The sequence below is a fragment of the Pantoea sp. Fr+CA_20 genome (genome assembly GCF_024520835.1).
GTDB classification, from domain to species: Bacteria; Pseudomonadota; Gammaproteobacteria; order Enterobacterales; family Enterobacteriaceae; genus Pantoea; species Pantoea allii.
This window is the reverse complement of the sequence record NZ_JALNPN010000016.1, coordinates 92868-118437: the sequence shown is the minus strand read 5'-3', so window position 1 is coordinate 118437 and position 25570 is coordinate 92868. Positions and strand designations below refer to the sequence as shown.

At 51.5% G+C, this 25570-nt stretch carries 26 protein-coding genes, 4 tRNA genes and 1 other annotated feature; of the genes, 6 read left to right on the top strand and 24 right to left on the bottom strand.

All coding sequences use genetic code 11. The features are described 5' to 3' along the window. The first annotated feature begins 298 nt into the window (after positions 1-298). The 3 genes from raiA (at position 299) to pheA (ending at position 2042) form a co-directional block, all read left to right on the top strand. On the top strand, positions 299-631 hold the full coding sequence (raiA, locus tag NR177_RS17730; protein WP_063880704.1) for a ribosome-associated translation inhibitor RaiA: 333 nt from the start codon (positions 299-301) through the stop codon (positions 629-631). A 101-nt stretch (positions 632-732) separates the two neighbouring features. After that, positions 733-856 (top strand) — a sequence feature (Phe leader region). Beyond that, on the top strand, positions 734-781 hold the full coding sequence (locus tag NR177_RS17725) for a hypothetical protein (protein WP_193372328.1): 48 nt from the start codon (positions 734-736) through the stop codon (positions 779-781). (Overlaps the previous feature by 48 nt.) Positions 857-878: 22 nt before the next feature. Further along, complete coding sequence (gene pheA / locus NR177_RS17720; RefSeq protein WP_063880705.1) at positions 879-2042, top strand: bifunctional chorismate mutase/prephenate dehydratase; 1164 nt, start codon at positions 879-881, stop codon at positions 2040-2042. Positions 2043-2078: 36 nt separating this feature from the next. On the opposite strand, the gene tyrA is transcribed toward pheA, so the two are convergent. Beyond that, positions 2079-3200: a bifunctional chorismate mutase/prephenate dehydrogenase gene (gene tyrA / locus NR177_RS17715; protein WP_063880706.1), complete on the bottom strand. Its 1122-nt coding sequence runs from the start codon at positions 3198-3200 to the stop codon at positions 2079-2081. A gap of 6 nt (positions 3201-3206) precedes the next feature. Further along, a complete protein-coding gene (locus NR177_RS17710; protein ID WP_063880707.1) occupies positions 3207-4286 on the bottom strand; it encodes a 3-deoxy-7-phosphoheptulonate synthase in 1080 nt (359 codons plus the stop codon). 283 nt (positions 4287-4569) lie between these two features. Here NR177_RS17710 and NR177_RS17705 point away from each other — a divergent pair, with 283 nt between their 5' ends. Beyond that, a complete protein-coding gene (locus tag NR177_RS17705) occupies positions 4570-5097 on the top strand; it encodes a GNAT family N-acetyltransferase (protein WP_256853330.1) in 528 nt (175 codons plus the stop codon). Between the two features lie 43 nt (positions 5098-5140). Here the strand turns inward: NR177_RS17705 and NR177_RS17700 are convergent, their stop codons facing one another. The 6 genes from NR177_RS17700 to ffh form a co-directional block, all read right to left on the bottom strand. Beyond that, complete coding sequence (locus tag NR177_RS17700) at positions 5141-5695, bottom strand: hypothetical protein (RefSeq protein WP_256853329.1); 555 nt, start codon at positions 5693-5695, stop codon at positions 5141-5143. 353 nt (positions 5696-6048) lie between these two features. Next, positions 6049-6396 carry a 50S ribosomal protein L19 gene (gene rplS, locus NR177_RS17695; protein ID WP_013026892.1) on the bottom strand — a complete coding sequence of 116 codons (348 nt, stop codon included), beginning with the start codon at positions 6394-6396 and terminating at the stop codon, positions 6049-6051. A gap of 42 nt (positions 6397-6438) precedes the next feature. Continuing rightward, positions 6439-7200 carry a tRNA (guanosine(37)-N1)-methyltransferase TrmD gene (trmD, locus tag NR177_RS17690; RefSeq protein ID WP_063880710.1) on the bottom strand — a complete coding sequence of 254 codons (762 nt, stop codon included), beginning with the start codon at positions 7198-7200 and terminating at the stop codon, positions 6439-6441. Between the two features lie 35 nt (positions 7201-7235). Further along, on the bottom strand, positions 7236-7784 hold the full coding sequence (rimM, locus tag NR177_RS17685; protein ID WP_063880711.1) for a ribosome maturation factor RimM: 549 nt from the start codon (positions 7782-7784) through the stop codon (positions 7236-7238). A gap of 18 nt (positions 7785-7802) precedes the next feature. Then, positions 7803-8051, bottom strand: a complete 249-nt coding sequence (rpsP, locus tag NR177_RS17680) for a 30S ribosomal protein S16 (protein ID WP_007893313.1) — start codon at positions 8049-8051, stop codon at positions 7803-7805. A gap of 142 nt (positions 8052-8193) precedes the next feature. Further along, entirely contained in the window at positions 8194-9555 is a 1362-nt protein-coding gene (gene ffh / locus NR177_RS17675; RefSeq protein ID WP_063880712.1) for a signal recognition particle protein, read from the bottom strand. Positions 9556-9722: 167 nt separating this feature from the next. Between ffh and NR177_RS17670 the strand changes: the two genes are divergently transcribed. Continuing rightward, complete coding sequence (locus NR177_RS17670; RefSeq protein ID WP_063880713.1) at positions 9723-10520, top strand: inner membrane protein YpjD; 798 nt, start codon at positions 9723-9725, stop codon at positions 10518-10520. Positions 10521-10538: 18 nt separating this feature from the next. Beyond that, positions 10539-11825: an HlyC/CorC family transporter gene (locus tag NR177_RS17665; protein WP_063880714.1), complete on the top strand. Its 1287-nt coding sequence runs from the start codon at positions 10539-10541 to the stop codon at positions 11823-11825. 162 nt (positions 11826-11987) lie between these two features. On the opposite strand, the gene luxS is transcribed toward NR177_RS17665, so the two are convergent. The 16 genes from luxS to mltB all read right to left on the bottom strand — a co-directional run bounded on the left by luxS (position 11988) and on the right by mltB (position 25237). Then, positions 11988-12503, bottom strand: coding sequence for an S-ribosylhomocysteine lyase (gene luxS, locus NR177_RS17660; RefSeq protein ID WP_063880715.1), 516 nt, complete (start codon positions 12501-12503; stop codon positions 11988-11990). A 152-nt stretch (positions 12504-12655) separates the two neighbouring features. Next, a complete protein-coding gene (gshA, locus tag NR177_RS17655) occupies positions 12656-14260 on the bottom strand; it encodes a glutamate--cysteine ligase (RefSeq protein WP_256853328.1) in 1605 nt (534 codons plus the stop codon). A gap of 31 nt (positions 14261-14291) precedes the next feature. Further along, positions 14292-14720, bottom strand: a complete 429-nt coding sequence (locus tag NR177_RS17650; protein ID WP_096011724.1) for a YqaA family protein — start codon at positions 14718-14720, stop codon at positions 14292-14294. Beyond that, positions 14717-15283 (bottom strand): fructose-1-phosphate/6-phosphogluconate phosphatase, encoded by a 567-nt coding sequence (gene yqaB, locus NR177_RS17645; RefSeq protein ID WP_096011829.1) that lies wholly within the window; start codon positions 15281-15283, stop codon positions 14717-14719. The genes NR177_RS17650 and yqaB overlap by 4 nt, the downstream gene beginning before the upstream one ends. 839 nt (positions 15284-16122) lie before the next feature. Beyond that, positions 16123-16199: transfer RNA gene (locus NR177_RS17640), tRNA-Arg, on the bottom strand. Positions 16200-16388: 189 nt separating this feature from the next. Next, positions 16389-16465, bottom strand: a tRNA-Arg gene (locus NR177_RS17635). Between the two features lie 265 nt (positions 16466-16730). Continuing rightward, a tRNA-Arg gene (locus NR177_RS17630) sits at positions 16731-16807 on the bottom strand. Between the two features lie 8 nt (positions 16808-16815). Next, positions 16816-16908 (bottom strand) — tRNA-Ser (locus NR177_RS17625). Between the two features lie 283 nt (positions 16909-17191). Beyond that, positions 17192-17377 carry a carbon storage regulator CsrA gene (gene csrA / locus NR177_RS17620; RefSeq protein ID WP_006120718.1) on the bottom strand — a complete coding sequence of 62 codons (186 nt, stop codon included), beginning with the start codon at positions 17375-17377 and terminating at the stop codon, positions 17192-17194. A gap of 249 nt (positions 17378-17626) precedes the next feature. Next, complete coding sequence (alaS, locus tag NR177_RS17615; protein ID WP_063880718.1) at positions 17627-20254, bottom strand: alanine--tRNA ligase; 2628 nt, start codon at positions 20252-20254, stop codon at positions 17627-17629. A gap of 128 nt (positions 20255-20382) precedes the next feature. Further along, positions 20383-20898, bottom strand: coding sequence for a regulatory protein RecX (locus tag NR177_RS17610; RefSeq protein ID WP_082875219.1), 516 nt, complete (start codon positions 20896-20898; stop codon positions 20383-20385). Positions 20899-21012: 114 nt separating this feature from the next. Continuing rightward, positions 21013-22083: a recombinase RecA gene (gene recA, locus NR177_RS17605; protein ID WP_063880719.1), complete on the bottom strand. Its 1071-nt coding sequence runs from the start codon at positions 22081-22083 to the stop codon at positions 21013-21015. A 95-nt stretch (positions 22084-22178) separates the two neighbouring features. Beyond that, the gene (gene pncC / locus NR177_RS17600; RefSeq protein WP_109717045.1) at positions 22179-22673 is read right to left on the bottom strand and encodes a nicotinamide-nucleotide amidase; all 495 of its coding nucleotides are present in this window, start codon (positions 22671-22673) and stop codon (positions 22179-22181) included. Between the two features lie 102 nt (positions 22674-22775). Beyond that, the gene (gene tam / locus NR177_RS17595; RefSeq protein ID WP_256853327.1) at positions 22776-23552 is read right to left on the bottom strand and encodes a trans-aconitate 2-methyltransferase; all 777 of its coding nucleotides are present in this window, start codon (positions 23550-23552) and stop codon (positions 22776-22778) included. Positions 23553-23743: 191 nt separating this feature from the next. Beyond that, positions 23744-24079 (bottom strand): zinc ribbon domain-containing protein YjdM, encoded by a 336-nt coding sequence (locus NR177_RS17590; protein WP_063881238.1) that lies wholly within the window; start codon positions 24077-24079, stop codon positions 23744-23746. 75 nt (positions 24080-24154) lie between these two features. Further along, positions 24155-25237 (bottom strand): lytic murein transglycosylase B, encoded by a 1083-nt coding sequence (gene mltB / locus NR177_RS17585; RefSeq protein WP_063880722.1) that lies wholly within the window; start codon positions 25235-25237, stop codon positions 24155-24157. Positions 25238-25570 lie beyond the last annotated feature (333 nt).

The window sequence follows — 25570 nt, the reverse complement described above, 5'->3', positions numbered from 1 at the left end:
AAAATACAAAACGCCTGATGAGGTACATCAGGCGTTTTAAAAGATAAAAAAGTGTCAACCTATGCCAGGACTAGTCATGCAGAACAAGTAAAATGTTCACTTTCCTGCCGAGCTAACTCATCAAGAATGCCTTGATAATGCTTTGGCTTCAAGGCTTTTCAGCCACATTCTCGCCCTTTCTCACAATTTGCTGTAGTTGACAAAAAGTGACATTTTTTTGTGATCAAAATCACACATCTATAGGCATATCGCGCTATGCTGGATCCATTCAGACGGCAATCACAGAGAGGTAAGAATAATGATCGTGAATATTACCAGTAAGCAAATGGAAATCACTCCAGCCATCCGTGAACACGTCGAAGACCGTCTCGCCAAGTTAGAAAAATGGCAAACAGACCTGATTAACCCACATATCGTTCTGTCGAAAGAGTCCAAAGAATTTGTGGCTGACGCCACCATTAACACACCGAACGGGACACTGGTCGCCAGTGCCAAGCACGACGATATGTATACCGCTATCAACGACCTGATTAGTAAACTTGAGCGCCAACTCAACAAAGTTCAGCATAAATCTGAAGCGCGCCGTGCGGCCACCAGCGTCAAAGACTTTACGCCCGCCGCAGAAGAATAAGTTCTGCTCCAGCCTTACAGACGCGCCTACGGGCGCGTTTTTTGTTGACAGCTTTTCATCTGTGCGGTTACTCTCAGTTCAGCTTATTTTTCGGAACCTGTCATGAAAACACTGTCGTTTTTCTTCGCTTTCTTTTTTACCTTCCCCTGATTGGGAGGCCATTCGTCGTGTAAAAAGAAAGCGAAGACGAACAACAAAGCCTCCCAATCGGGAGGCTTTTTTATTGGATAGCTTACAGGTGAGCCTTATGACCCCGGACAATCCGCTTCTGGCACTGCGTGAAAAAATCAGCGCCGTTGACGAAAAACTACTGACGTTACTCGCCGAACGGCGTTTGCTGGCTGTGGAGGTGGCACAGGCGAAACTGGCAACGCACCGCCCTGTCCGCGACGTTGAACGTGAACGCGCGCTGATTGAGCACCTTATCGTGCTGGGCAAAAAACATCAGTTGGATGCCCACTACATCACTCGTCTTTTCCAGTTGGTCATTGAAGATTCGGTTCTGACACAGCAGGCGTTGCTGCAAAAAAACCTTAACCATCCTCATGCTCACGCGGCCCGCATCGCCTTCTTAGGCCCGAAAGGCTCCTATTCTCACCTGGCGGCGCGTCAGTATGCTGCACGCCATTTCAGTAATATGGTGGAGTGCGGTTGCCTGAAATTCCACGACATCATTAAACAGGTCGAAAACAACGCGGCAGATTACGCCGTCTTACCGATTGAGAACACCAGTTCCGGTTCTATCAACGACGTTTACGACCTGCTGCAACAGACCAATTTATCGATTGTGGGTGAGCTGACGCTGCCGATTGAACACTGCATGTTGGTCAGCAGTCAGAGCGATCTGGAACAGATTGAAACGGTCTACAGTCATCCGCAGCCTTTTCAGCAGACCAGCCACTTCATTAACCGCTTCCCACACTGGAAGATTGTCTATACCGAAAGCACCGCCGCGGCCATGGAAAAAGTTGCCGCACTGAACTCACCTAAGGTCGCAGCGATCGGTAGCGAAGCCGGTGGCGAGCTGTATCAGTTACAGGTGCTTGAGCGCAATCTGGCAAATCAACAGCAGAATCACACGCGCTTTATTGTCCTGGCCCGAAAATCCATCGAGGTATCCGATCAGATTTCGGCGAAAACCACGCTGATTATGGCAACCGGTCAGCAGGCGGGTGCGCTGGTTGACGCGCTGTTGGTATTACGTCAGCACAATCTGATTATGAGCAAGCTGGAATCCCGTCCGATTAACGGTAACCCATGGGAAGAGATGTTTTATCTGGATGTGCAGGGCAATCTGCAGTCTGAAAAAATGCAGCAGGCACTGGAAGAGCTGCGTGCGATGACGCGTTCATTGAAAGTGCTTGGTTGTTATCCCAGTGAAAATGTCATTCCTGTCGAACCCGAGAAGTAGCCAGAAAAAAGGCATCCAGATGGATGCCTTTTTACATTACGGACGGCTGTCGTTAGCCGAGCGAAGCAAGCTTCTGCTCTCAACCAAAAAGCGTTTGGCGTGATCGCCAAACCAGTCTTCGACCCGATTAAAGCTGGCGATAAAGGCGTGTTTATCACCTTGCTCCAGCAGCGCAATGGCTTCACCAAACCGCTGATAATAGCGTTTGATAAGGTTCAGGTTATTTTCAGACGACATGATGATATCCGCATACAGCTGCGGATCCTGCGCGAACAAGCGCCCCACCATTGCCAGCTCAAGCCGGTAAATGGGTGAGGATAATGCCAGCAGCTGATCAAGATTGACGTTCTCTTCAGCCAGGTGAAGGCCATAAGCAAAAGTGGCAAAATGGCGCAGCGCCTGGATAAACGCCATGTTCTGATCGTGCTCTTCCGCCCCAATACGATGCAGGCGAGCTCCCCAGACCTGTATTTGCTCCAGCAGCCACTGATAGGCTTCGGGCTGCCGCCCATCGCACCAGACCACAACCTGTTTGGCAAGGCTGCCGCTGTCAGGTCCGAACATGGGATGCAAACCCACTACCGGTCCGCGATGCGCCGCCAGCATCGCCTGTAAAGGCCGATTCTTGACGGAAGCAAGATCCACAAGGATGCAGTCATCCGGCAGTGGAGGGAGCTGTTCAATGACCTGTTCAGTCAGATGAATGGGCACGCTGATAATCACCATACCAGCATCGCTTAACAGCGCATCGGCCCGATCCCAGTCGTCTTTATCCAGCGTTTTCACCTGGTAACCCGACAGCGTCAGCATTTTAGTAAACAGCCGCCCCATCTGGCCATTACCGCCGACGATAACCACCGGACGAAGATCGGGACGCAGCGTTTTAAACCCTTTATCGTTTTCGCTGGTATAGGATTCTCGCATCACACGGCGCAATATATCTTCTATCAAATCGGCAGGCACACCCAGTGCTTCCGCCTCTTTGCGACGGGACGCCAGCATTGAAGCCTCCCGTTCCGGAACATAGATAGGCAAACCATGGCGGCTTTTTACTTCGCCCACTTCCGCTACCAGTTCCAGACGTTTCGCCAGCAGATCCAGTAACGCTTTATCTACCGTATCAATTTGTTCGCGTAATGCGTTTAGTTCAGCCACCATTGCCCACTACACCTCGTGTGAAAGACGCGCCGACAGCACCTCGTGTAGCTCATCATGCATTTCACGCAGTAATGCCTCCGTGACGCTCCAGTTGACGCAGGCATCGGTAACAGAAACGCCGTACTTCATATCACTGCGCGGCTGCTCCGAAGACTGGTTGCCTTCGTTAATGTGGCTTTCCAGCATCAGGCCAATAATCGAACGGTTGCCTTTCTTGATCTGGTCAACGGCCGACTGAGCAACACCAGGCTGACGGCGGTAATCTTTGTCAGAATTACCGTGGCTGCAATCTATCATTAAGGCTGGACGGAGTCCCGCTTTAAGCATGGCAGTTTCACATTGTGCTACGTCTTCCGGACTGTAATTCGGCGCTTTGCCGCCGCGTAAAATCACATGCCCATCGGGATTGCCCTGGGTTTGCAGCAGGCAAACCTGGCCGGACTGATTGATGCCCACAAAGCGGTGAGGCATGGCTGCAGCGCGCATAGCGTTGATCGCCGTCCCCAAACTTCCGTCCGTGCCGTTTTTAAAGCCCACCGGCATCGACAGACCCGACGCCATTTCACGGTGGGTTTGCGATTCAGTGGTACGTGCACCGATCGCCGACCAGCTAAACAGATCGCCTAAATATTGCGGGCTGTTTGGGTCCAGCGCTTCAGTGGCTAAAGGTAAACCCATATCGACCAGGTTAACCAGTAATTCACGGGCAATATGCAAACCCGCTTCCATATCGAATGAGTTATCCATGTAAGGATCGTTGATTAACCCTTTCCAGCCAACGGTGGTGCGGGGTTTCTCAAAGTAGACGCGCATAACAAGATACAGGCGATCTTTTACCTGTTCAGAGAGGCTTTGCAGACGACGGGCATAATCCAGAGCAGCTTCCGTATCGTGAATTGAGCAGGGGCCACAGACCACTAACAGGCGCGGATCACGGCCTGCAATGATATCGGCAATCGTCTGGCGCGAAGCGGCGATTTGCGCCTGCTGCGCATTGCTCAAGGGGAATTTGTTTTTTAGCTCTTCCGGAGTAATCAACACTTGCTCATTGGCGATATGAACATTGTTTAACGCGTCTTTTTGCATCGTCCTGTCCTTTACTCTCATTTATACGGTCAAGGGGTCCTCATGGAGGAGGTGCTTAACTGTATCATAAGTGGTACATCTGGCAATCCTTTGTGTACACTTTATTTACCACGTTAAAAACACACCGCCAATAATATTAATTAAATTATAAATAACAGCAACTTAATTAATACCACAAAAAGCCCCAGCTATTTTTTAGTGTAAATTAAAATGTACACTCAATTTATTCCCCGGTGCAAAATCGCCTGTTAACATACAGGGGGAAACGTACAAGGATGAGAGCATGACCCCGATGATTTCGACACTTCGCCTGCGCCCTTTCGATTTACATGATATTGAGGCTTTCACGGAAGCCGTTAACGACTCTCTGGACACATTGTTGCCCTGGATGAGTTGGGCACATCAGGATTATCAGCCGCATGAAGCCGAAAGCTGGATTCGCTTTACACACTTACAACGCGCACTTAAAGAAGCGGAAGAATTTGCCATCGTGGATGCCGAGAACCGCCTGTTAGGTGGTGCAGGCTTTCGCTTTGCTAAAAAACCGGGAGAGTTTTGCGCTTTGGGGTACTGGGTTCGACGTGACGCGCAATGTCAGGGCGTTGCCACGCAGGCGGTAAAGTTGTTGCTGGATTTTGGCTTCGCGCGTCCGGATGTGCAAACCATTGAACTGCTGGCGGTTGAGAACAACTATGCCAGCAGACGCGTCGCGGAAAAAAGTGGAGGCCGCTTTATTGATTATCGCTATGGCGTGATTATCTTAGACAGCGGCCCGGTTAACGCGGCAATCTATCACTTTCAACGGCCATGATCCTGGATATCAACGTGCCGTCCCTGCTGCCAACTGGCCGCATTTACAGGCTATAAGCCTCAGCGTAGGCAATAAACCAGCTATTAACGTCCATAGTTTTTCCTACATTGCGCAGTGTGATGCTGCCGTATTCGATGCGTGCCAGTTCGAATGCGCGCATCTCTCTGTGGAAATGGCAATAGCCCTTAATAAACACGCCATCACAGGATTCAACGTCCACACGTCGGTAAGCGACCCTGCCCTCAAAATCAAAATAACTGAAGCCGATCTCTTTCAGATCTAACCAGGGCATATCAACCTCGACAACCGGAACTTGCTCCGCAACAGCTGTAGCTTTTCTGTTCTTGCGCGCCAGCTCCTTTCTGTGCTCGCGTCCTGCCCAGACAATAATCACGTTAGCCGCCACAAAGATAAGGGCCGGACCATACAATCCCAGCGCAAGAAAAAGGGGAAACAACACCAATCCCATACTTACCCAGACTGCCGTCAGGCAGCGGCAAAGCCACTTATGCTTGTTGCCTTCCAGTGCATATCGGGCTGAATAAAATGAGGCTAGCGAAAGCATTAAACCGGAAACTAAAAAAACGACGTCCTTCAAAACCTGTCCTTATGGCAATGAGAATGAATCAGGTAACGATCATATCAGTTCAGCCTCAGCCCTACGCTATGCGACTGATATGCCAGTTAATGTCGAGTGTCGTAGCAAGACGATGGCGACCTCGCAGCACCGGCACCGGCCGGGATCTTGACATACATCCACGGTAACAGCGTGACGTTTCCACTCCGCCCTATGTTATTTTCAACAAGACAGAACGTATTATCCTGGCCTGTCTCTTTTAGCCTGAAGACGACGGCAAAAAAATCGTTATAGGCACTGGCATAAAAAAAGGGGCTGGCACATTGCCAACCCCTTGTTTGCTATTAACTTTTAGATGTCGCGTTAGCGATACCTTAGTTAAGACGCTCTTTGATACGAGCAGACTTACCAGTACGCTCACGCAGGTAGTACAGTTTGGCTTTACGCACAGCGCCACGACGTTTAACAGCGATGCTGTCAATTACCGGAGAGTGAGTCTGGAAGACACGCTCAACGCCTTCGCCGTTAGAAATTTTGCGAACAGTGAATGCAGAGTGCAGACCGCGGTTACGGATAGCGATAACCACGCCCTCGAATGCCTGCAGACGTTTTTTAGAACCTTCAACGACCCATACTTTCACTTCCACGGTATCACCCGGACGGAAGGAAGGTACGTCCTGTTTCATCTGCTCTTGTTCAATTTGCTTAATAATGTTGCTCATAATTAAATCTCTTATCCTGGGTAAACTGATAGTCAGGGAAGATCACTCTCCCGCATCATCGTTTTGTCGCTGGTGTTCCTGTTGGAACGCCTTAAGCAACCTTGCTTGCTCTTCAGTCAGAGCCAGGTTTTCCAGAAGTTCAGGTCTTCTCAGCCAGGTACGGCCTAGCGACTGTTTCAGACGCCACTGGCGAATATCGGCATGGTTGCCCGACAGTAAAACTGGCGGAACCTCCATCCCGTCTAACACTTCAGGTCGGGTATAGTGCGGACAATCCAGCAATCCCTCCGAGAACGAATCCTCATCGGCTGACGCCTGCTTGCCGAGGACTCCCGGGATAAACCGGGCGACTGCGTCAATCATCGTCATCGCTGGCAGTTCCCCGCCGCTGAGAACGTAATCACCAATTGACCATTCTTCATCAATTTCGGTCTGGATTACGCGCTCATCAATCCCTTCATAGCGACCACAGACAAGGATGAGCTTGTCACGTGACGCCAGTTCGCAAACGCCCTGTTGGTCCAGTTTGCGCCCCTGAGGTGAAAGATATATCACCCTGGCACCCTCTCCCGCCGCTGCTTTCGCTGCGGAGATGGCATCCCGTAAAGGTTGTACCATCATCAGCATTCCCGGTCCGCCACCATAAGGACGTTCGTCCACAGTACGGTGCCGGTCGTGCGTGAAGTCACGAGGACTCCAGCTTTGAACGCTGAGCAGGCCATTTTTTACTGCCCGGCCAGTTACCCCGTAATCGGTAATAGCGCGAAACATCTCTGGAAACAGGCTAATTACACCAATCCACATCGTCTTCGCCGTTACGTTACCGTTTGATTCGGAGATCAAAAACCAGGATCCCAATCTACTTCAATAAGGCCAGTAGAGAGATCGACTTTCTTGATAACCTGTTCATCAAGAAACGGAATTAACCGCTCCTGTACACCAAACGCATCTTTCAGGTTTGCCTTGACGACGAGAACGTCGTTCGAACCGGTTTCCATCATATCGATGACTTTACCCAGCTCGTAGCCTTCAACGTTGACTACCTTGCAACCCATCAGGTCTTTCCAGTAATAATCACCGTTTTCCAGCGCAGGCAGTTGCGTCGAGTCGACCTGGATTTCGCAATTGGTCAACTGTGCCGCCGCATCCCGATCGTCAATGCCTTTGACTTTGATGATCAGGTCCTGATTGTGGTGCTTCCAACCATCCAGTTCTACCTGCTGCCATTTACCGGCGCGCTGGATAAACCAGGGTTGATAGTCAAAGATGCTTTCAGCGTCTTCAGTGGAGGAAAACACTTTGAGCCAGCCGCGAATGCCGTATGCCGCACCCATTTTACCCAGAACAATCGGGTTAACAGGTGCCTGTGCGGCAAGTTGTCTGCTCATGCTCACCACCGTGACAGATTAAGCTGCTTTCTTTGCTTCTTTGATCAGCGCGTTAACGCGATCAGAAAGCGTTGCGCCCTGGCCAACCCAGTGCTCGATACGATCCAGATCCAGACGCAGACCTTCTGCCTGACCAGATGCGATCGGGTTGAAGAAACCTACGCGCTCGATGAAGCGACCGTTGCGTGCATTGCGGCTGTCAGTGACGACGACCTGATAGAACGGACGCTTTTTAGCGCCGTGACGTGCCAAACGAATTGTTACCATAACATCCTCTTCAGTTAATAAAACACCCGGCCCCCATCGAGGAACGGGGTCCGGGTGCTGTATAAAAAGCCCGAAAATTTTACTCATTTTGGCGCAAAAAGCAACCTAAACCGAGCAATCCCAGGCTTTTTTGTGGAACCCATTAGCGTCCTGGGAAACCTGGCGGCATCATACCTTTCATGCCGCGCATCATTTTCGCCATTCCGCCCTTCTTCATTTTCTTCATCATGCGTTGCATGTCGTCGAACTGCTTCAATAAGCGGTTAACGTCCTGCACCTGCATTCCTGAACCTGTGGCAATGCGGCGTTTGCGCGAGCCTTTAATAATTTCAGGTTTCTCACGTTCTTTACGCGTCATCGAATTGATGATGGCTTCCATGCGCACCAGCACTTTGTCATCCATTTGCGATTTTACGTTGTCTGGCAGTTGTCCCATGCCTGGCAGCTTGCCCATCAGGCTCGCCATGCCGCCCATGTTACGCATCTGCTTTAACTGCTCAAGGAAGTCATTGAGATCAAAACCGTCGCCGGTTTTCAGTTTCTTCGCCAGTTTTTCTGCTTGTGCGCGGTCAACTTTGCTTTCGATATCTTCGATAAGCGACAGCACGTCGCCCATCCCGAGAATGCGCGAGGCAATGCGGTCTGGATAGAACGCTTCCAACGCATCGGTCTTCTCGCCCATCCCCATAAATTTGATCGGCTTGCCGGTGATATGACGAATCGACAGGGCAGCACCGCCGCGAGCGTCACCATCCACCTTTGTCAGAATAACCCCAGTCAGCGGCAGCGCTTCATTAAAGGCTTTAGCGGTATTCGCCGCATCCTGACCGGTCATGGCATCCACGACAAACAGCGTTTCAACCGGATTAATCGCGGCATGAACCTGTTTGATTTCGTCCATCATCGCTTCGTCTACGTGCAGACGACCCGCGGTATCCACCAGCAATACATCATAAAACTTGAGTTTGGCTTCACGCAGCGCGTTATTAACGATATCAACGGGCTTCTGGCTCACATCCGATGGGCAGAAATCCACACCGACCTGCTGCGCCAGCGTTTCGAGCTGTTTAATCGCCGCCGGGCGATAAACGTCCGCAGACACGACCAGCACTTTTTTCTTGTGCTTTTCACGCAGGAATTTACCCAGCTTACCTACACTGGTGGTTTTACCCGCACCCTGCAGACCGGCCATCAGCACAACGGCCGGCGGCTGTGCGGCAAGATCCAGCGCGTTGTTTTCAGCACCCATTGCCGTAACCAGTTCGTTACGGACGATTTTGATAAATTCCTGGCCCGGCGTCAGGCTTTTGTTGACGTCGTGGCCTACCGCGCTCTCTTTGACGCGATTAATGAAGTCACGCACCACCGGCAGCGCAACGTCAGCTTCCAGCAGCGCCATGCGAACTTCGCGCAGCGTGTCTTTAATGTTGTCTTCAGTCAGCCTTCCGCGGCCGCTGATATTGCGCAGGGTTTGCGACAAACGATCGGTTAAATTGTCAAACATTGTCTCTCACTTAAAAAAAATCGCGAGGCGCCATATCGGCAGAATGCGGCGGATTATAACACGAAGCAGTGGCGATCTCTTCAATTCCACCTCAGATCGTTTGGAGCCTGCTCCTGCTGGCGCTATACTGCCCTTTTCCTTTATCTGACTGATGCCTGAAAGGAACTATGTCCGTTTTCGCGATTGTGGCGCTGTTCGCCTACTCCCTGAGTCTTGCACTCATTATCCCCAGCCTGTTGAAACGTCAAAGCGGCTGGCGCAGATTAGCTGTGCTGTCGGCCTGTGTGGCGTTAGTGACACATGCTGTCGCCCTGCAGCAACGTATTTTTGCTGTCGATGGCGGACAAAATCTCAGCCTGCTCAATATTGGCTCCCTTGTCAGCCTGCTGATCTGTTCGATCATGACCATTGTTGCCTCGCGAAATCGTGGCTGGCTGCTGCTGCCGATTGTCTATAGCTTTGCGTTAATCAACCTGGCCTTTGCCACGTTTGTGCCAAATGCGTTTATTACGCATCTTGAAACCACGCCTGGCATCATGATTCACATTGGCCTGTCGCTGTTTGCCTATGCGACACTGATTATTGCGGCGTTGTACGCGTTGCAGCTCGCGTGGATCGATTACCAGTTAAAAAACAAAAAGCTGGCTTTCACCCAGGATATGCCGCCGCTGCTTACCATTGAACGTAAGATGTTCCACATTACGCAGGTTGGTGTTGTATTGCTGACGTTGGTGTTGTGCACCGGCCTGTTCTACATGCACGACCTGTTCAGCGCCGAAAACGTGGATAAGGCCGTGTTGTCAATTATTGCCTGGTTTGTCTACATCGTTTTGCTGTGGGGCCACTATCATGAAGGCTGGCGCGGTCGCCGCGTAGTGTGGTTTAACTGCAGCGGCGCACTGCTGCTCACGATGGCTTACTTTGGCAGTCGCGTACTTCAGCACCTGCTTGTTCACAGTTCTTAATAAAAAGGAAGTTTTGCGGTGGAACATGTTTCGACCACGACCCTGATTGTCACACTCATCATTATGGTGCTGGTTTCAGCCTACTTCTCCGGCTCTGAAACCGGCATGATGACACTCAATCGTTATAAATTGCGCCATCAGGCTAAGCATGGCCATCGCGCAGCCCGCCGCGTCGAAAAATTGTTAAAGCGTCCGGATCGTCTTATCAGTCTGGTCCTGATCGGTAATAACCTGGTCAACATTCTGGCGTCCGCCATTGGGACCATTGTGGGAATGCGTCTGTATGGCGATGCAGGCGTTGCCATCGCGACCGGTATCCTGACATTTGTCGTGCTGGTCTTTGCCGAAGTCCTGCCAAAAACGGTCGCCGCGCTTTATCCAGAAAAAGTCGCTTATCCCAGTAGTTTTCTGCTCGGTCCGCTGCAATACGTCATGCTGCCGCTGGTCTGGTTGCTGAATACCATTACCCGCCTGCTGATGCGCCTGGTGGGCATCCGGGCGGATGGTGCGATTAGTTCTGCCCTCAGCAAAGAAGAACTGCGTACCATTGTCTATGAGTCGCGTACACACATGTCGCGCCGTAATCAGGATATGTTGCTGTCCGTACTCGACCTGGAGAAGGTCAGTGTGGACGACATCATGGTGCCGCGTAATGAAATTGTCGGTATTAACATCAACGATGACTGGAAGTCGGTGATTCGTCAGTTAAGCCATTCACCGCACGGCCGCATTGTCCTGTTCCGTGATTCGCTGGATGACTGTGTCGGAATGCTGCGCGTGCGCGAAGCCTGGCGCATGATGACCGAGAAAAAAGAGTTTACGAAAGAGATGTTGCTACGTGCCGCTGACGAGATCTACTACATTCCCGAAGGCACGCCGCTCAACATACAACTGGTGAAGTTTCAGCGTAACAAGAAAAAAACGGGCCTGGTGGTGGATGAATACGGCGACATTAAGGGCCTGATTTCGATAGAAGATATTCTGGAAGAGATCGTCGGCGATTTCACGACGTCGATGTCCCCTTCACTGGCTGAAGAAGTGATGCCGCAAAACGATGGCTCGGTGCTGATTGAAGGCAGCGCCAATATTCGTGAGATTAATAAAGTCTTTAACTGGCAACTGCCGGAGCAGGAAGCTCGCACCATTAACGGTATGTTGCTGGAAGCGCTGGAAGAGATCCCCACCGTTAACACGCGCGTCCGGGTGAATCACTATGATGTCGATATCCTGGATGTGCAGGATAATATGATTAAGCAGGTTCGCATTACCCCGCGGACACCGCTTAAGCAATCCGTCGGTTCCTGATGCAGAAAAACCGCCTCTAAAGGCGGTTTTTCTTTTCGTCACAACCTGCGCCACTTCATGGCTGGCAACAGTCGCCGTGATGCATGACATCGTTGTTTTAGCTGCGCAATAAAAAACGCCGCTAACAGGCGGCGTTTTACTGTCAGAACAGCCGAAGCCAGACTAGATGTGCAGTTCTTTCAGTTTTTCGGCAGGCAGTTTCAGATCGTCGTTATGGTTCACGCCGATATCCTGCGCCAGCACGTTGCGGGCAATTTGCTGCGCTTCATCCAGTGAGTGCAGCTTATAGCTACCACACTGATATTCATTCAGCTCAGGGATCTGGTTCTGATCTTTCACCTTCAGAACGTCCTCCATCGCGCCTTTCCAGGCTTGTGCCACACGCTGCTCGTCTGGTGTGCCAATCAGGCTCATATAGAAACCTGTACGGCAACCCATAGGCGAAATATCGACAATCTCCACGCCGTTACCGTTGAGATGGTTACGCATAAAGCCTGCAAACAGGTGCTCCAGCGTGTGAATACCGCGTTCCGTCAGGATGTCGATATTCGGGCGACAAAAGCGCAGGTCGAAAACAGTAATCGTATCGCCATGGGGAGTCTTCATGGTTTTTGCAACACGAACCGCAGGCGCGGCCATGATGGTGTGATCAACGGTAAAACTATCCAGTAATGGCATACGTCACCTCTTGGTCTGAAAAATTTTTTTAGGAACGATGAAACTTTTCCGATCGCCCAGCGTCTGAATATATGAAAGACGCGCATTTGTTATCATCCATCCCTGACAACAGAGATGTTAATTTGGCCACATTGATGTGGCCTTTTTCTTTTCTACCCTTCCCGGCCAGCCAGATAGGTTTCAAAATCTAACGTATCATTCGCTTCAAGCTGCTGCTGCGCGGCGACTGATTCCTGCGCCTGACGCGCGAAGTCTTCCGGCTTCAGCACTTCCAGTGGCTCGTTGATAAGCAACTGCCGATACTGTTCTGCCAGGGCAATCCCCGTACCGGTTACGCCGTTTTCTTTCATCGCATGAAGAATACGCGCCGAATAGGTTAGCTCAGGATCGTCAAAGGATGCTACTAGTTCGTCACAGACTTGCTGATATTCTGTAGTCCCCTGATTACTGTCCAATGCTTCTGCAACGCGGCGCAAATCGGCAAACAGGGTTTTCCCCATCTCGACCAGCAAGTACTCTGCTTCACCACAGCCAACGGCGATCTTAAGGTCTGGTTTACGCCCTTCAAGCACCACACGGTTCCAGTTCTGCCGACTGCACTGTAATTCATCAGCGCTCATTTCTGGCGCGTCTGCCAGCGTACACCAAATCAGGAACAGATCGAGGAACCGCACCTGGTTTTCATCCACACCGATGGGTGAGAAGGGATTGATGTCCATTGAACGCACTTCTATGTACTCGATGCCGCCACGAAGCAGAGCATCAGAAGGCGCTTCTCCGGACCGTGTAACGCGCTTTGGTCGAATCGGGGCGTAGAGTTCGTTTTCAATCTGCAGAACGTTGGTGTTCAGCTGTAACCAGTTCCCCGCTGCATCCTGGGTGCCCATCTTCACGAAGTCTTCCGAGGGCGTTTTAATCGCTTTTTTCAGGGCGCTGACATAGCCCTCAAGTGAGTTAAACGTAATACCCAATGAGCTTTGCGACTTATTGGTATAACCCAGGTCGCTCAGGCGCAACGAGGTTGCATAGGGCAGCCACAGCGTACCTTTCTTATCCGTATCAAACGGTAGCGCGCTTTCTTTGCCCTGCAGGAAGCTGGAGCAAATCGCAGGCGATGCACCAAACAGATAAGGAATGATCCAGCCAAAGCGATAATAGTTTCGGATCAGCCGCAGGTAGCCGGCAGAAATGGTGTCTTTCCCGCTCTCGTAATCTTTTACGTCCGCCCATGCCTGCCAGAATGACAGTGGCAGCGAGAAATTATAATGAATCCCGGAGATGGTTTGCATCAGCGCACCATAACGGTTTTTCAGCCCCTGGCGATAAAGGGTTTTCATACGACCAATGTTGGATTTGCCATACTGCGCCAGCGTAATGTTATCCGCATCCTCAATCAGGCAAGGCATGCTGAAAGGCCACATGCGCTCTTCACCGAGCTCGCTGGCAACATGACGATGGACATCACGCAAAAATGCGAGCATATGGTCGATGCTGTGATCAACCGGGGTGATAAACTCCAGCAGCGTTTCAGCAAAGTCGGTGGTAATCCAGTCATGCTTAAGGGCCGAACCCAGCGACTCAGGATGAGCCGTCGTCGCAAGATGACCATCTGGCTGCACACGCAGCGTTTCACGCTCAATGCCACGACCAATGCCTTTCAGTGCATCAGGATGCGCTTCCAGCCAGGACAACGCTTTTGATACGTCGGGGATCACATTAACCTCCCGCTGTGTGAATAATTTATTTTTGTTCAGCATAGTGTTAACCCTAGCCCCGAATCTGTACGAATCAATGCCACCATTCCATGCCCTGTAATGTGGCGGTCGCAATAACGATGTAACGCAGCGTTTTACCGATAGCCAGAAACAGCACCGAAGGTAACCAGGCAAAGCGTAACCAGCCTGCGAGGACGCAGAGCAGATCGCCTATAACCGGTAGCCAACTCAACAACAGCGCTGCCGGCCCCAGCCGTTGCAACCACGTCATTGCTGTCTCATGCCATCGCCCCTGACGTTTTAACGGCAATAAGCGACCCAAAATTATGTTGGTCAAGCCACCCAGGGTATTCCCTAACGATGCGACTAAAATCAACCCGTAAACTGATGCGCTTTTCGCGATCAGTAATGTAACCAACAGCGCCTCAGAGCTACCTGGAAGGAGCGTTGCACTGAGAAAGCTGCTGCTAAATAAAGACACATAAGCCAGCGTTTCGCTCACAGCTGGCGAACATCAACCACGGCCATACCTGCGGCCTTTGCTGCCTGCACGCCAAAATCAGCGTCTTCGAATACCACACAACGTGTGGGTTCAACGCCCAGTAACGCCGCACAGCGCAAGAACGTTTCAGGCTCAGGTTTATGATGTTCGACGTCATCCGCCCCCACCACCGCCGAGAAAAGCGCCCTGACGCCCAGGTGATTAAGAAGTGCATCTGCCATGGCGCGCTGGCTACCGGTTCCGACAGCCATGGGTCGACGGCCATGATAAGCCTTAACGACGTCCATTAGCGGAAGCGGCTGGACGTTATCCAGCAGCATCGCTTTGACCGCTGCCGTTTTTTCCGCGGCGAGCGCATAAGGATCGTGACCTGACTGATTGGTTTCGACAATTAACTGCGCCAGCCGCCATGACGGCGCACCATTGAAATCCATCATGCGCGCTTCATCGAACGCCAGTTCATAACGCGCCAGCACCTGACGCCACGCTTTTCGATGTGTCGGTTCAGTATCAAGAATAGTACCGTCCATATCGAAAATCAGGGCGTCGTATTGATCGTAGATTGTCACAGAGGACCTCCAACAAATGAGCCACTACTTTAGCTGAATGTGCGTAGGTTGTCGCCAGGCGGGATGAACAGCAAATGCTTTGAAAGCATTAGCAATTTTAGTTTTCGGATAAAGGTGAGCGGGTTGGAAAGCCTGTAAGGTCGCGAATTCCCAGTGATTTTGTGAGGTAAGTTGAAGATCAGCGTTGCGCTAAGAAACGCATAAGAGATTAACGGAAGGACGTAGAAAACTTAACACAGCGCTAAATGTTAACCTGCCTGAAAACGGCTATCGCACGGATGAATTTGAACCGGGACAGTTCAGACGGTGTAAAACGGGTCTGTGAAGAGAAAAAGGAAGACTGGCGAAGATATGTCAGTCATGCCGCTAACCGGCGCTGAGGAGCTAAAGAGATAACGATCTGTTTGTCCTGCATGATACGAACTGGGGGAAGGTTGTTTGTTATCCGGCTGGCTGTACGCACATCCGGTCAGGACAGAGAGAGAAGGAGGAGGAGAAGGAGAAGGGTTTCGCTTTAGAAGTGCAGAATATGGTGCATCCGGGAGGATGACTCGGCTGTTGCCTCGCCCTGCGGGCCGTTGCTGAAGCAACGTTATCCTCACTGGTATTTGCTGTAAATACGTCAGGATATGGATAGAGGGATTTTGCTTTAGCTTTAGAAGTACAAACAGGGGAATTTCGCTTTAGAAATGCAGAATATGGTGCATCCGGGAGGATGACTCGGCTGTAGCCTCGCCCTGCGGGCCGTCGCTGAAGCAACGTTATCCTCCCTGGTATTTGCTGTAAATACGTCAGGACAGGACAGAAGGATTTCGCTTTAGAAGTCTAGAATATGGTGCATCCGGGAGGATTCGAACCTCCGACCGCTCGGTTCGTAGCCGAGTACTCTATCCAGCTGAGCTACGGATGCATTGGAAATCTTTTATGGACTGACAGAAATCAACCTGGGGGTAATACGAAGAATGGTGCATCCGGGAGGATTACCAGGCTTGCGCCTTGCCCTGTGGGCCGTTGCTGAAGCAACGTTATCCTCCCTGGTTCTGACTGACAAATCGATGATGTCTTACAGACCAGGAACACACCTCCATACTCTGAAGTATGGTGCATCCGGGAGGATTCGAACCTCCGACCGCTCGGTTCGTAGCCGAGTACTCTATCCAGCTGAGCTACGGATGCATTATGAAATTCTTGTACAACGCAGGGTGCTAACGGCTCACCATGAAGGAATTGCTAGTTCACTTTACAACTCTGTTCCGACGATGTTGTCTGATGGCGCGTCGCCTGACATCAACATATCCAACAATATGGTGCATCCGGGAGGATTATTCGGCTGACGCCTCACCCTATGGGCCGTTGCTAAAGCAACGTTATCTTCCCTTGTTCTGACTGACATATCGACGATGCCTTACAGAACACTCATACACGTCCATATCGAAAAACATGGTGCATCCGGGAGGATTCGAACCTCCGACCGCTCGGTTCGTAGCCGAGTACTCTATCCAGCTGAGCTACGGATGCATCGGAAATGGCGGTGAGGGAGGGATTCGAACCCTCGATACAGCTTTTGACCGTATACTCCCTTAGCAGGGGAGCGCCTTCAGCCTCTCGGCCACCTCACCTTACGCGTTCTTCCGAACTGTGCTTCTGAACTTTGTTTCTGCTCATCGGCACTGCGTGGCGCACATATTACTTTCCCGCACTTATAAGTCAAACAATTTTTCGGAAGGTTTTTTCCGTTTGCACAAATGACAGGCAATTGGGACAAAATGACGGCAAAAAGAGTGAATAATCAACAATGAAAGATGATGAAGTTAACAAAAATGGGAGATGAGGAGTAAAAAGAAAACGAAGAGGCAGAGAAACAAGGGTAGCGTCTCGCACAGGTGCGAGACGCTGAATCTGTCAAACGTTGGTTTGTTGCGTTTTTTCGGCCTGGATGCGCTGATAGATCTCTTCGCGATGCACAGACACTTCTTTTGGTGCGTTAACACCAATGCGGACCTGGTTACCTTTGACACCCAGTACCGTTACAGTCACCTCATCGCCAATCATGAGGGTTTCACCAACTCGACGAGTTAGAATAAGCATTCTTTGCTCCTTGAAAGATTAAAAGAGTCGGGCTTATGAAGCTTCCCGGCGTTATCCATCACTTAACGCTGCACACAGGCTATGAGAAATACACCATTGCACATCAACGCGCCAATACATTCTGCTGATAAATAGTTTAGCCGAAATACGCTACATCAACCCGACTTTGTCACTAGCAAATTTAACATCGTATTAAAAAGCGCCGGAACATCAGTTCTGGCGCTTGCTACGATGAATTATTTTATTTCATTACAGACGGCTCGAAACCCATCCTTCAACGCCTGCCAGCGCACCTTTCAGTGCAGTAGCATCACTGCCACCTGCCTGCGCCATGTCCGGTCGACCACCGCCCTTACCTCCTACTTTAGGTGCAAGTTCGGCAATCAGCTCCCCGGCTTTTACGCGGTCGGTTAAATCTTTCGTTACGCCAGCAATCAGTGACACTTTGCCATCCGCTACCGTAGCCAACACGATAATCGCTGAGCCCAGTTGGTTTTTAAGATCATCCACCATGGTTCTCAACATTTTCGGATCGGTATTGCTCAACTCAGTCACCAGCAGCTTAACGCCTTTGACGTCAACCGCATGATTACCCAGTTGTGCACTTTCCTGCGCTGCCTGCTGATCGCGTAACTGCTGTAACTCTTTCTCCAGCGAACGCAGATGATCAACCAGACCGCGCACTTTTTCATTCAGGTTACTGCTGTTGGCTTTCACCAGGTGGGCAATGTCCTGCAGTTGGCTACTCTGTGCGTACACCTGCGCCAGCGCCGCCTCACCTGTTATCGCCTCTATACGGCGAATCCCTGCGGCTGTACCAGACTCGGCCTGAATGCGGAACAGGCCGATATCACCCGTACGTGCAGCGTGCGTACCGCCACACAGCTCAACCGAGAAATCCCCCATGGTCAGAACGCGTACGCGCTGATCGTATTTTTCACCGAACAGGGCCATCGCGCCCTTGGCTTTTGCCGCTTCAAGATCCATCACATTGGTTTCAACGGGCAAATTGCGACGGATCTGGGCGTTAACAATGTCTTCGACCTGACGAATCTCCTGAGGTTTCATGGCCTCAAAGTGTGAGAAGTCAAAACGCAGGTATTTATCGTTTACCAGGGAGCCTTTCTGAGCAACATGTTCACCCAGAACCTGACGCAGTGCAGCATGCAGCAGGTGAGTGGCGGAGTGGTTCAGACGAATACGCGCACGACGCGCCTCATCAACCACTGCCTCAAGACGGTCACCAATACGTAATTGTCCGCTGCTCAATTTGCCAATATGACCAATAGCCTGACCATATTTTTGCGTGTCCTGTACGCTAAACAGCGCGTTGCTGCCTTTCAGCTCGCCCGTATCGCCGACCTGGCCGCCAGATTCGCCGTAAAAAGGGGTTTCATCCAGTACAACCACTGCATCCTGACCGGCAGTCACGGCGTCAACGGCTTCACCCGCGACGAACAGTGCCTTAACGGTCGCCGACAGGTCGAGTTGGTCATAGCCTTTAAACGATGAGGCGGCATCGATACGAATGACATTGCTGTAATCGGCGCCAAAGCCACTGGCTTCACGTGCGCGCTGACGCTGCTGTTCCATCGCCTGTTCAAAACCGGCTTCATCGATTTTGAGATTGCGCTCACGGCAGACATCGGCCGTCAAATCAGCAGGGAAACCAAAGGTATCGTACAAGCGGAAGACGGTTTCACCATCCAGCGTATCACCCTGCAGTTTCGCCAGTTCGTCGTCCAGAAGCGCCAGACCACGCTCAAGCGTTTTAGCAAACTGCTCTTCTTCACTTTTCAGAACGTTCTCAACCTGAGCCTGTTGCCGCTGTAGCTCTTCCCCTGCTGCTCCCATCACCTCAACCAGTGGCGCAACCAGCTTGTAGAAGAACGCGTCTTTAGCCCCCAGCATATTGCCGTGACGCACCGCGCGACGAATGATACGACGCAGGACATAGCCACGGTTTTCATTCGAAGGGATCACGCCATCAGCGATCAGGAATGCACAGGAGCGAATATGGTCGGCAATCACGCGCAGCGATTTGTTGTTCAGGTCGGTCGCTCCGGTAACCTGTGCGACCGCTTCAATCAACTTCTGGAACAGGTCGATCTCATAGTTCGAATTAACATGTTGCAGCACCGCCGTGATGCGTTCCAGCCCCATCCCGGTATCAACCGATGGCTTAGGTAATGGCAGCATGGTGCCGTCAGCCTGACGGTTAAACTGCATGAAGACGATATTCCAGATCTCAATGTAGCGATCGCCATCCTCTTCAGGGCTGCCTGGCGGTCCGCCCCAGATATGATCGCCGTGATCGTAGAAAATTTCGCTGCAGGGACCGCAAGGGCCGGTATCGCCCATCTGCCAGAAGTTATCCGACGCGTAGGCGCTGCCCTTATTGTCACCGATACGGATAATACGCTCACGGGGAACGCCAATCTCGTTGGCCCAGATATCGTAAGCTTCGTCATCGGTTTCATACACGGTGACCCACAAACGCTCTTTAGGCAGCTTAAACCACTGCTCGCCAGTCAGGAGTTCCCAGGCAAATGCGATAGCTTCCTTTTTGAAGTAGTCGCCAAAGCTGAAGTTGCCCAGCATTTCAAAGAAAGTGTGATGGCGCGCTGTGTAGCCGACGTTTTCAAGGTCATTGTGTTTCCCGCCAGCACGTACGCAACGTTGTGACGTCGTTGCTCGTGTGTAGTCGCGCTTGTCCTGACCGAGAAACACGTCTTTAAACTGGTTCATGCCGGCGTTAGTAAACAGCAACGTCGGATCGTTGTTAGGCACCAGGGAGCTGCTTGCTACAACCTGATGTCCCTTACTATTGAAAAAGTCGAGAAACGCTTGACGGATCTCAGCAGTGCTCTTGCTCATATATATCCTGGAATCACGCTAACGAAAGGTCCTTCTTTATCAGGCGTGCCGCATCGTTACGGCAGCAAGCTTGAGGAACCAAAAGGGGTAAGATAAATATTCTTCGGGGGGAAGTAAAATCACATCGGCTATTCGTCGTCAAAATTTCTGAAAACCTGCTGAATATCTTCACTCAGGAAGCCTTTAGCATGCAGGAAGCGCTGTACTTTCGCTTTTTCTTTCCATTCAGTCGGCAAAGGATGGCCAAACTTCTTTTCTGCAAGTTCAGCCGCACAGGCCGACCAGTCAATCTCGGTCTCTTCCATGGCAAGATCGATCGCCTCGCGGCCGATGCCTTTTTGCGCCAGCTCAAGCCTGATGCGTTGGGAGCCAAATCCCTTACGGCTTCGGCTCTGGATAAACCGCGCGGTAAAACGCTCATCATTTAACCAGCCGTTTTCACTGCACCAGTTCAGCACCTTTTCCAACAGCTCGGGCGTAATGATTTCGGGATCTTTTTGTTTTATCCACGCACTACGCTGAGCAGAAAGCTGGAGTTTCTGTTTAAGTTCTTCGCGGCTGTGGTCACGCTGGCCCAGCAGGCGCATCGCGCGATCCAACAGGCGTGAAAATGAGATGACTTGTGGCTGAGGTTGTTCAGACATACTGCGCACCTTTTACAAACGGAGTGAGAGTATGGCGGGAGATGGGGACAGAGGAAAGGCAAGTAAGGCTTTAATGTCAAACAGGAGCGGATTTTTCCGCTCCTGTCTCAGGCTTTAATAGTCTTCGTTGGCTTCGCTTGCCGCGTTCTCAACTTCATTGGCTGAAGCGCCGGCTGCGATATTTTGATCGCCACCGTTAAGCAGCATCTCGCGCAGTTTCACATCCAGCTCGTCGGCTATCGCCGCGTTTTCTTTCAGGAAATTGCCTGCGTTTGCCTTGCCCTGACCAATCTTATCGCCTTTGTAGCTGTACCATGCACCGGCTTTTTCAATCAGCTTGTGCTTCACGCCAAGATCCACCAGTTCACCGAAGGTGTTGATACCTTCACCGTACATAATCTGGAACTCGGCTTGCTTAAATGGCGCAGCAATTTTGTTCTTAACGACCTTAACGCGTGTTTCGCTACCCACAACGTTATCCCCCTCTTTAATCGCCCCAATGCGGCGAATATCAAGGCGAACAGACGCGTAGAATTTCAGCGCGTTACCACCAGTAGTGGTTTCAGGGTTACCAAACATCACACCGATTTTCATACGAATCTGGTTGATGAAGATCAGCAGCGTATTTGACTGTTTCAGGTTACCTGCCAGCTTACGCATTGCCTGGCTCATCATACGTGCCGCCAGGCCCATATGTGAGTCACCGATTTCACCTTCGATTTCGGCTTTTGGCGTCAGCGCTGCTACGGAGTCAACGATAATCACGTCAACGGCGCCAGAGCGGGCCAGCGCATCACAAATTTCGAGCGCCTGCTCGCCGGTATCCGGCTGCGAACACAACAGGTTGTCGATATCAACGCCCAGCTTCTTGGCATAAATCGGATCCAGTGCGTGCTCGGCATCGATAAAGGCACAGGTTTTGCCTTTACGTTGCGCAGCGGCAATAACCTGAAGCGTCAACGTGGTTTTACCTGAAGCCTCAGGTCCGTAGATCTCAACGATACGGCCCATGGGCAAGCCACCCGCACCTAACGCGATATCCAGTGACAGTGAACCCGTCGAGATGGTTTCCACATCCATTGAGCGGTCTTCACCCAAGCGCATGATGGAGCCTTTACCAAATTGCTTCTCAATCTGGCCGAGCGCGGCAGCTAAAGCCTTCTGTTTGTTTTCATCAATTGCCATTTCTACTCCTAATCATGCCGGGTAAACACGCACGCATGGTGCCTGTGCACTTTCTGTTGCGAGTAATTATACTGTATAGTCATACAGTATCAAGTTTAATTTTTCAGAAATTGACTGGATAACGTTTGTAGCGCCCAGCCAACAGACTGCCGGCGCACGGCATCACGATCGCCGTCAAACTGCTGACGAAAAGCCATGACAACACCACCCGGTGCCGCAAAGCCAAACCAGACCGTCCCTACAGGTTTATCTTCACTGCCGCCATCCGGACCGGCAATGCCGCTGACGGAAATGGCGTAATCAGCACGTGCCCGCTGCTGGGCTCCCTGCGCCATTTCACGCACCACCGCCTCGCTGACGGCACCGTATTCCGTGAGCGACGAGGTACTAACGCCAACCAGCTCCTGCTTGGCGTCATTACTGTAAGTGACAAAGCCCCGCTCAAACCAGGCCGAGCTCCCGCTCACGTCAGTAAACACTTTGGCTATCCAGCCGCCGGTGCAAGATTCTGCACAGGTTACCGTGGCGTTACGCTGCTTAAGCGCTTCACCTATCTGCGCACTCAGCGCCTGCAACTGCTGGTCATTCATTTTTTTGCTCCCTGTCGCCGTTGACTGAACATGGTGCAATCCTCACTCTTTTTCAAGCGCTCAGGGCCAGCCAGTGAAGAAATTGCGGTTTACTGTCCAGTTTTAGCCAGTACGCGTCGCCACCATAAACAGTCGTGGGAAAGCCAGCAGCACCCTGCCGTCCTGGCGCGCTGGATAGGCGGAAATCAGGCACTGGTGATAGGCCGCCAGAAACTGCTCCTGTTCAGATACGTCAAGAGGCGCAAGAAACGGACGCAACCCGGTGGCCTTCAGCCAGTGGATAATTGCCTGCGCATCGTCCATAACGTGGTAATAGGTGGTTCGCCAGATATCCACGGCACATCCCGCCTTCGCCAGCACATCATAATAGTGCTCTGTTGAGGGTAATCTTTTGCGTTCTGCAGCCTGTGCGCTGATCTTCTCGCGCCAGGGCCCGTCTGTCGCCACCTCACGCATTAACTGATGTGAAGGTTCATCCAGATTATCCGGCATCTGAATCGCTAACGCGCCCGACGGTGCCAGTTGGTTAACTAACTGCGGTAACAGTGCGGGATGATCGCCAAGCCACTGCAGAGAAGCATTGGCATAAATCACCTGCTGCGGGATGTCGGTTTTCCAACTGCCTATGTCCGCCTGAATAAACTGGCACTGGGGCAAGCGCTCACGCGCCTGCGCTAACATGGCGGTTGAACTATCAAGGCCGATAACCTGCGCCTGCGGCCAGGCATCGTAAAGCAGTTCGGTGCTGTTTCCGGGGCCACAGCCCAGATCGGTGACAAACCGGACATCTTCAACCTTAATTCTCGCCAGTAATTCATGGGCGGGCCGTGTCCTTTCCGCCTCAAATTTACGATACAACGCCGGATCCCAGTCTTGCATAGTGCGTCTCCTCTTGATGGCTGCCGATTCACAGAAGATGAGACGCGTAAATACCGATAAAGTGCCCAGCCGGACAGCAAAATGCGTGGAAAAACACGGCAGGCCGAAAGAAGAGAGTCAGCGGTTTAAAAGCAGATGAGCCCGAACAGGCTGGCGGGAATAAGATCGGGCGCAGCCTGCGCCCGGCAGAATCAGTTCTTTTTCACAAACTCAGATTTGAGCTTCATCGGGCCAAATCCATCAATCTTGCAATCAATGTTGTGATCGCCTTCGACCAGGCGGATGCTCTTGACGCGGGTACCAATCTTGAGCACAGAAGAGCTGCCTTTGACCTTCAGATCCTTAACCACCGTCACGCTATCGCCATCGGCGAGTAAATTGCCATTGGCATCACGAACGACCCTATCCTGGCCGCTGTCGTCACCGTCAGCCTGCGTCCAGATATGACCGCACGACGGGCAATTAAGATTTTCAGCATCTTGCCAGGTGTAATCAGCATGGCAAACGGGGCAAGCAGGTAACGACATAACGGCTCCAGAAAATAAAGGCGGCACGACATAAAGGGCCGCCATCATATATCCTTACAGTTGCTAAGGGTAGAATTAAAACAGCGATCCCTGGCGCGCCTTGCTGACCGCCTCACCCAGTTGCCACACCGTCATCGCGTAATGTGTGCTGTTGTTGTAACGCGTGATGGCGTAGAAGTTAGGCAGACCGTACCAGTACTGGTAGCTGGTGCCTAAATCCAGTCGGAGCAGACTGACCTCGTCATGCCCATCCAGCGATCCTTGTGGAGAAAGTCCTGATGCAGCCAGCATGCTGACGCTGTAACGGGTTTTAAAACCGTTATCAAGCATGGGCGCCTGTCCACTGGCCGGGACGGCAACATTTTCACCTGGACGCCAGCCGTTCTGCTGGAAATAGTGCGCGACACTGCCTATCGCATCGACGGGATCCCACAAGTTGATATGGCCATCACCGTTAAAATCCACCGCATAGGATTTATAGGACGACGGCATAAACTGACCGTAGCCCATCGCGCCCGCAAAGGAGCCTTTGAGATCGAGCGGATCGTCTTTCTCATCGCGCGCCATCAGCAGGAAGGTTTCCAACTCGCCGCTGAAGTAAGCAGAACGGCGTGGATAATCAAATGAAAGCGTTGCCAGCGCATCCAGAATACGGGTTTTCCCCATGATACGGCCCCAGCGCGTTTCGACGCCGATAATGCCGACAATAATCTCGGGAGGAACACCGTAAACCTGCTGAGCGCGCTGTAGCGCATCCTGATATTGGTTCCAGAAGGCCACGCCATTTTGCACGTTATCCGGCGTAATAAATTTATTGCGATAACGTATCCAGGCACCGTTAGGCCCACTTGGCGGTGTATACGAAGGCGCCTGACGATCCATCAAACGCAAGACGTAGTCCAGTCGCTTTGCCTGGCCAATAATGGCATGCAGTTGCTGGCGATTGAAGCCATGCTTCGCCACCATTTTATCAATGAACTGTTCTGCGACAGGATTACTGGCGAAATCGCCAAACATCGGTTGGACGGCATGGGACGGCTCCAGCAAAAAACCGCCTTTAGGCGCAACCAGCTCAGCGGGCGGCTGCGAAGAGTGTGGCTTACTGCTACAGGCGGCAAGCAGGACAAAAAGCGGAAGGAAAGCAAGCTTAAAACGCATCAGATATCCATATAACAGGCCAGACCAGGGATTCTAATGTTAATCGTTCAGGACGAATACATACAAACGAGATCGTAAAAAAACGCATTTTTAACGATCTGTCCGGCTGTTTTTGTGAAAGGCCTCGATGACGTTAACTCTGGTCAAAAAAAAACATTCAGTCGGCGGCCAGGCTTTGCTAAGTTCAATACCCGCTGCGGTAACCCGGATGATGCAGACGCCGTAAAATGGTAATATTTCTGCATGGTCTGTACAGCACGATAGCGGCTGTATATCTCCCTCGTTAAACCCCAGCGTCAACCGTGACGGGAAAAGGAAGCGTCAACCTTGAGT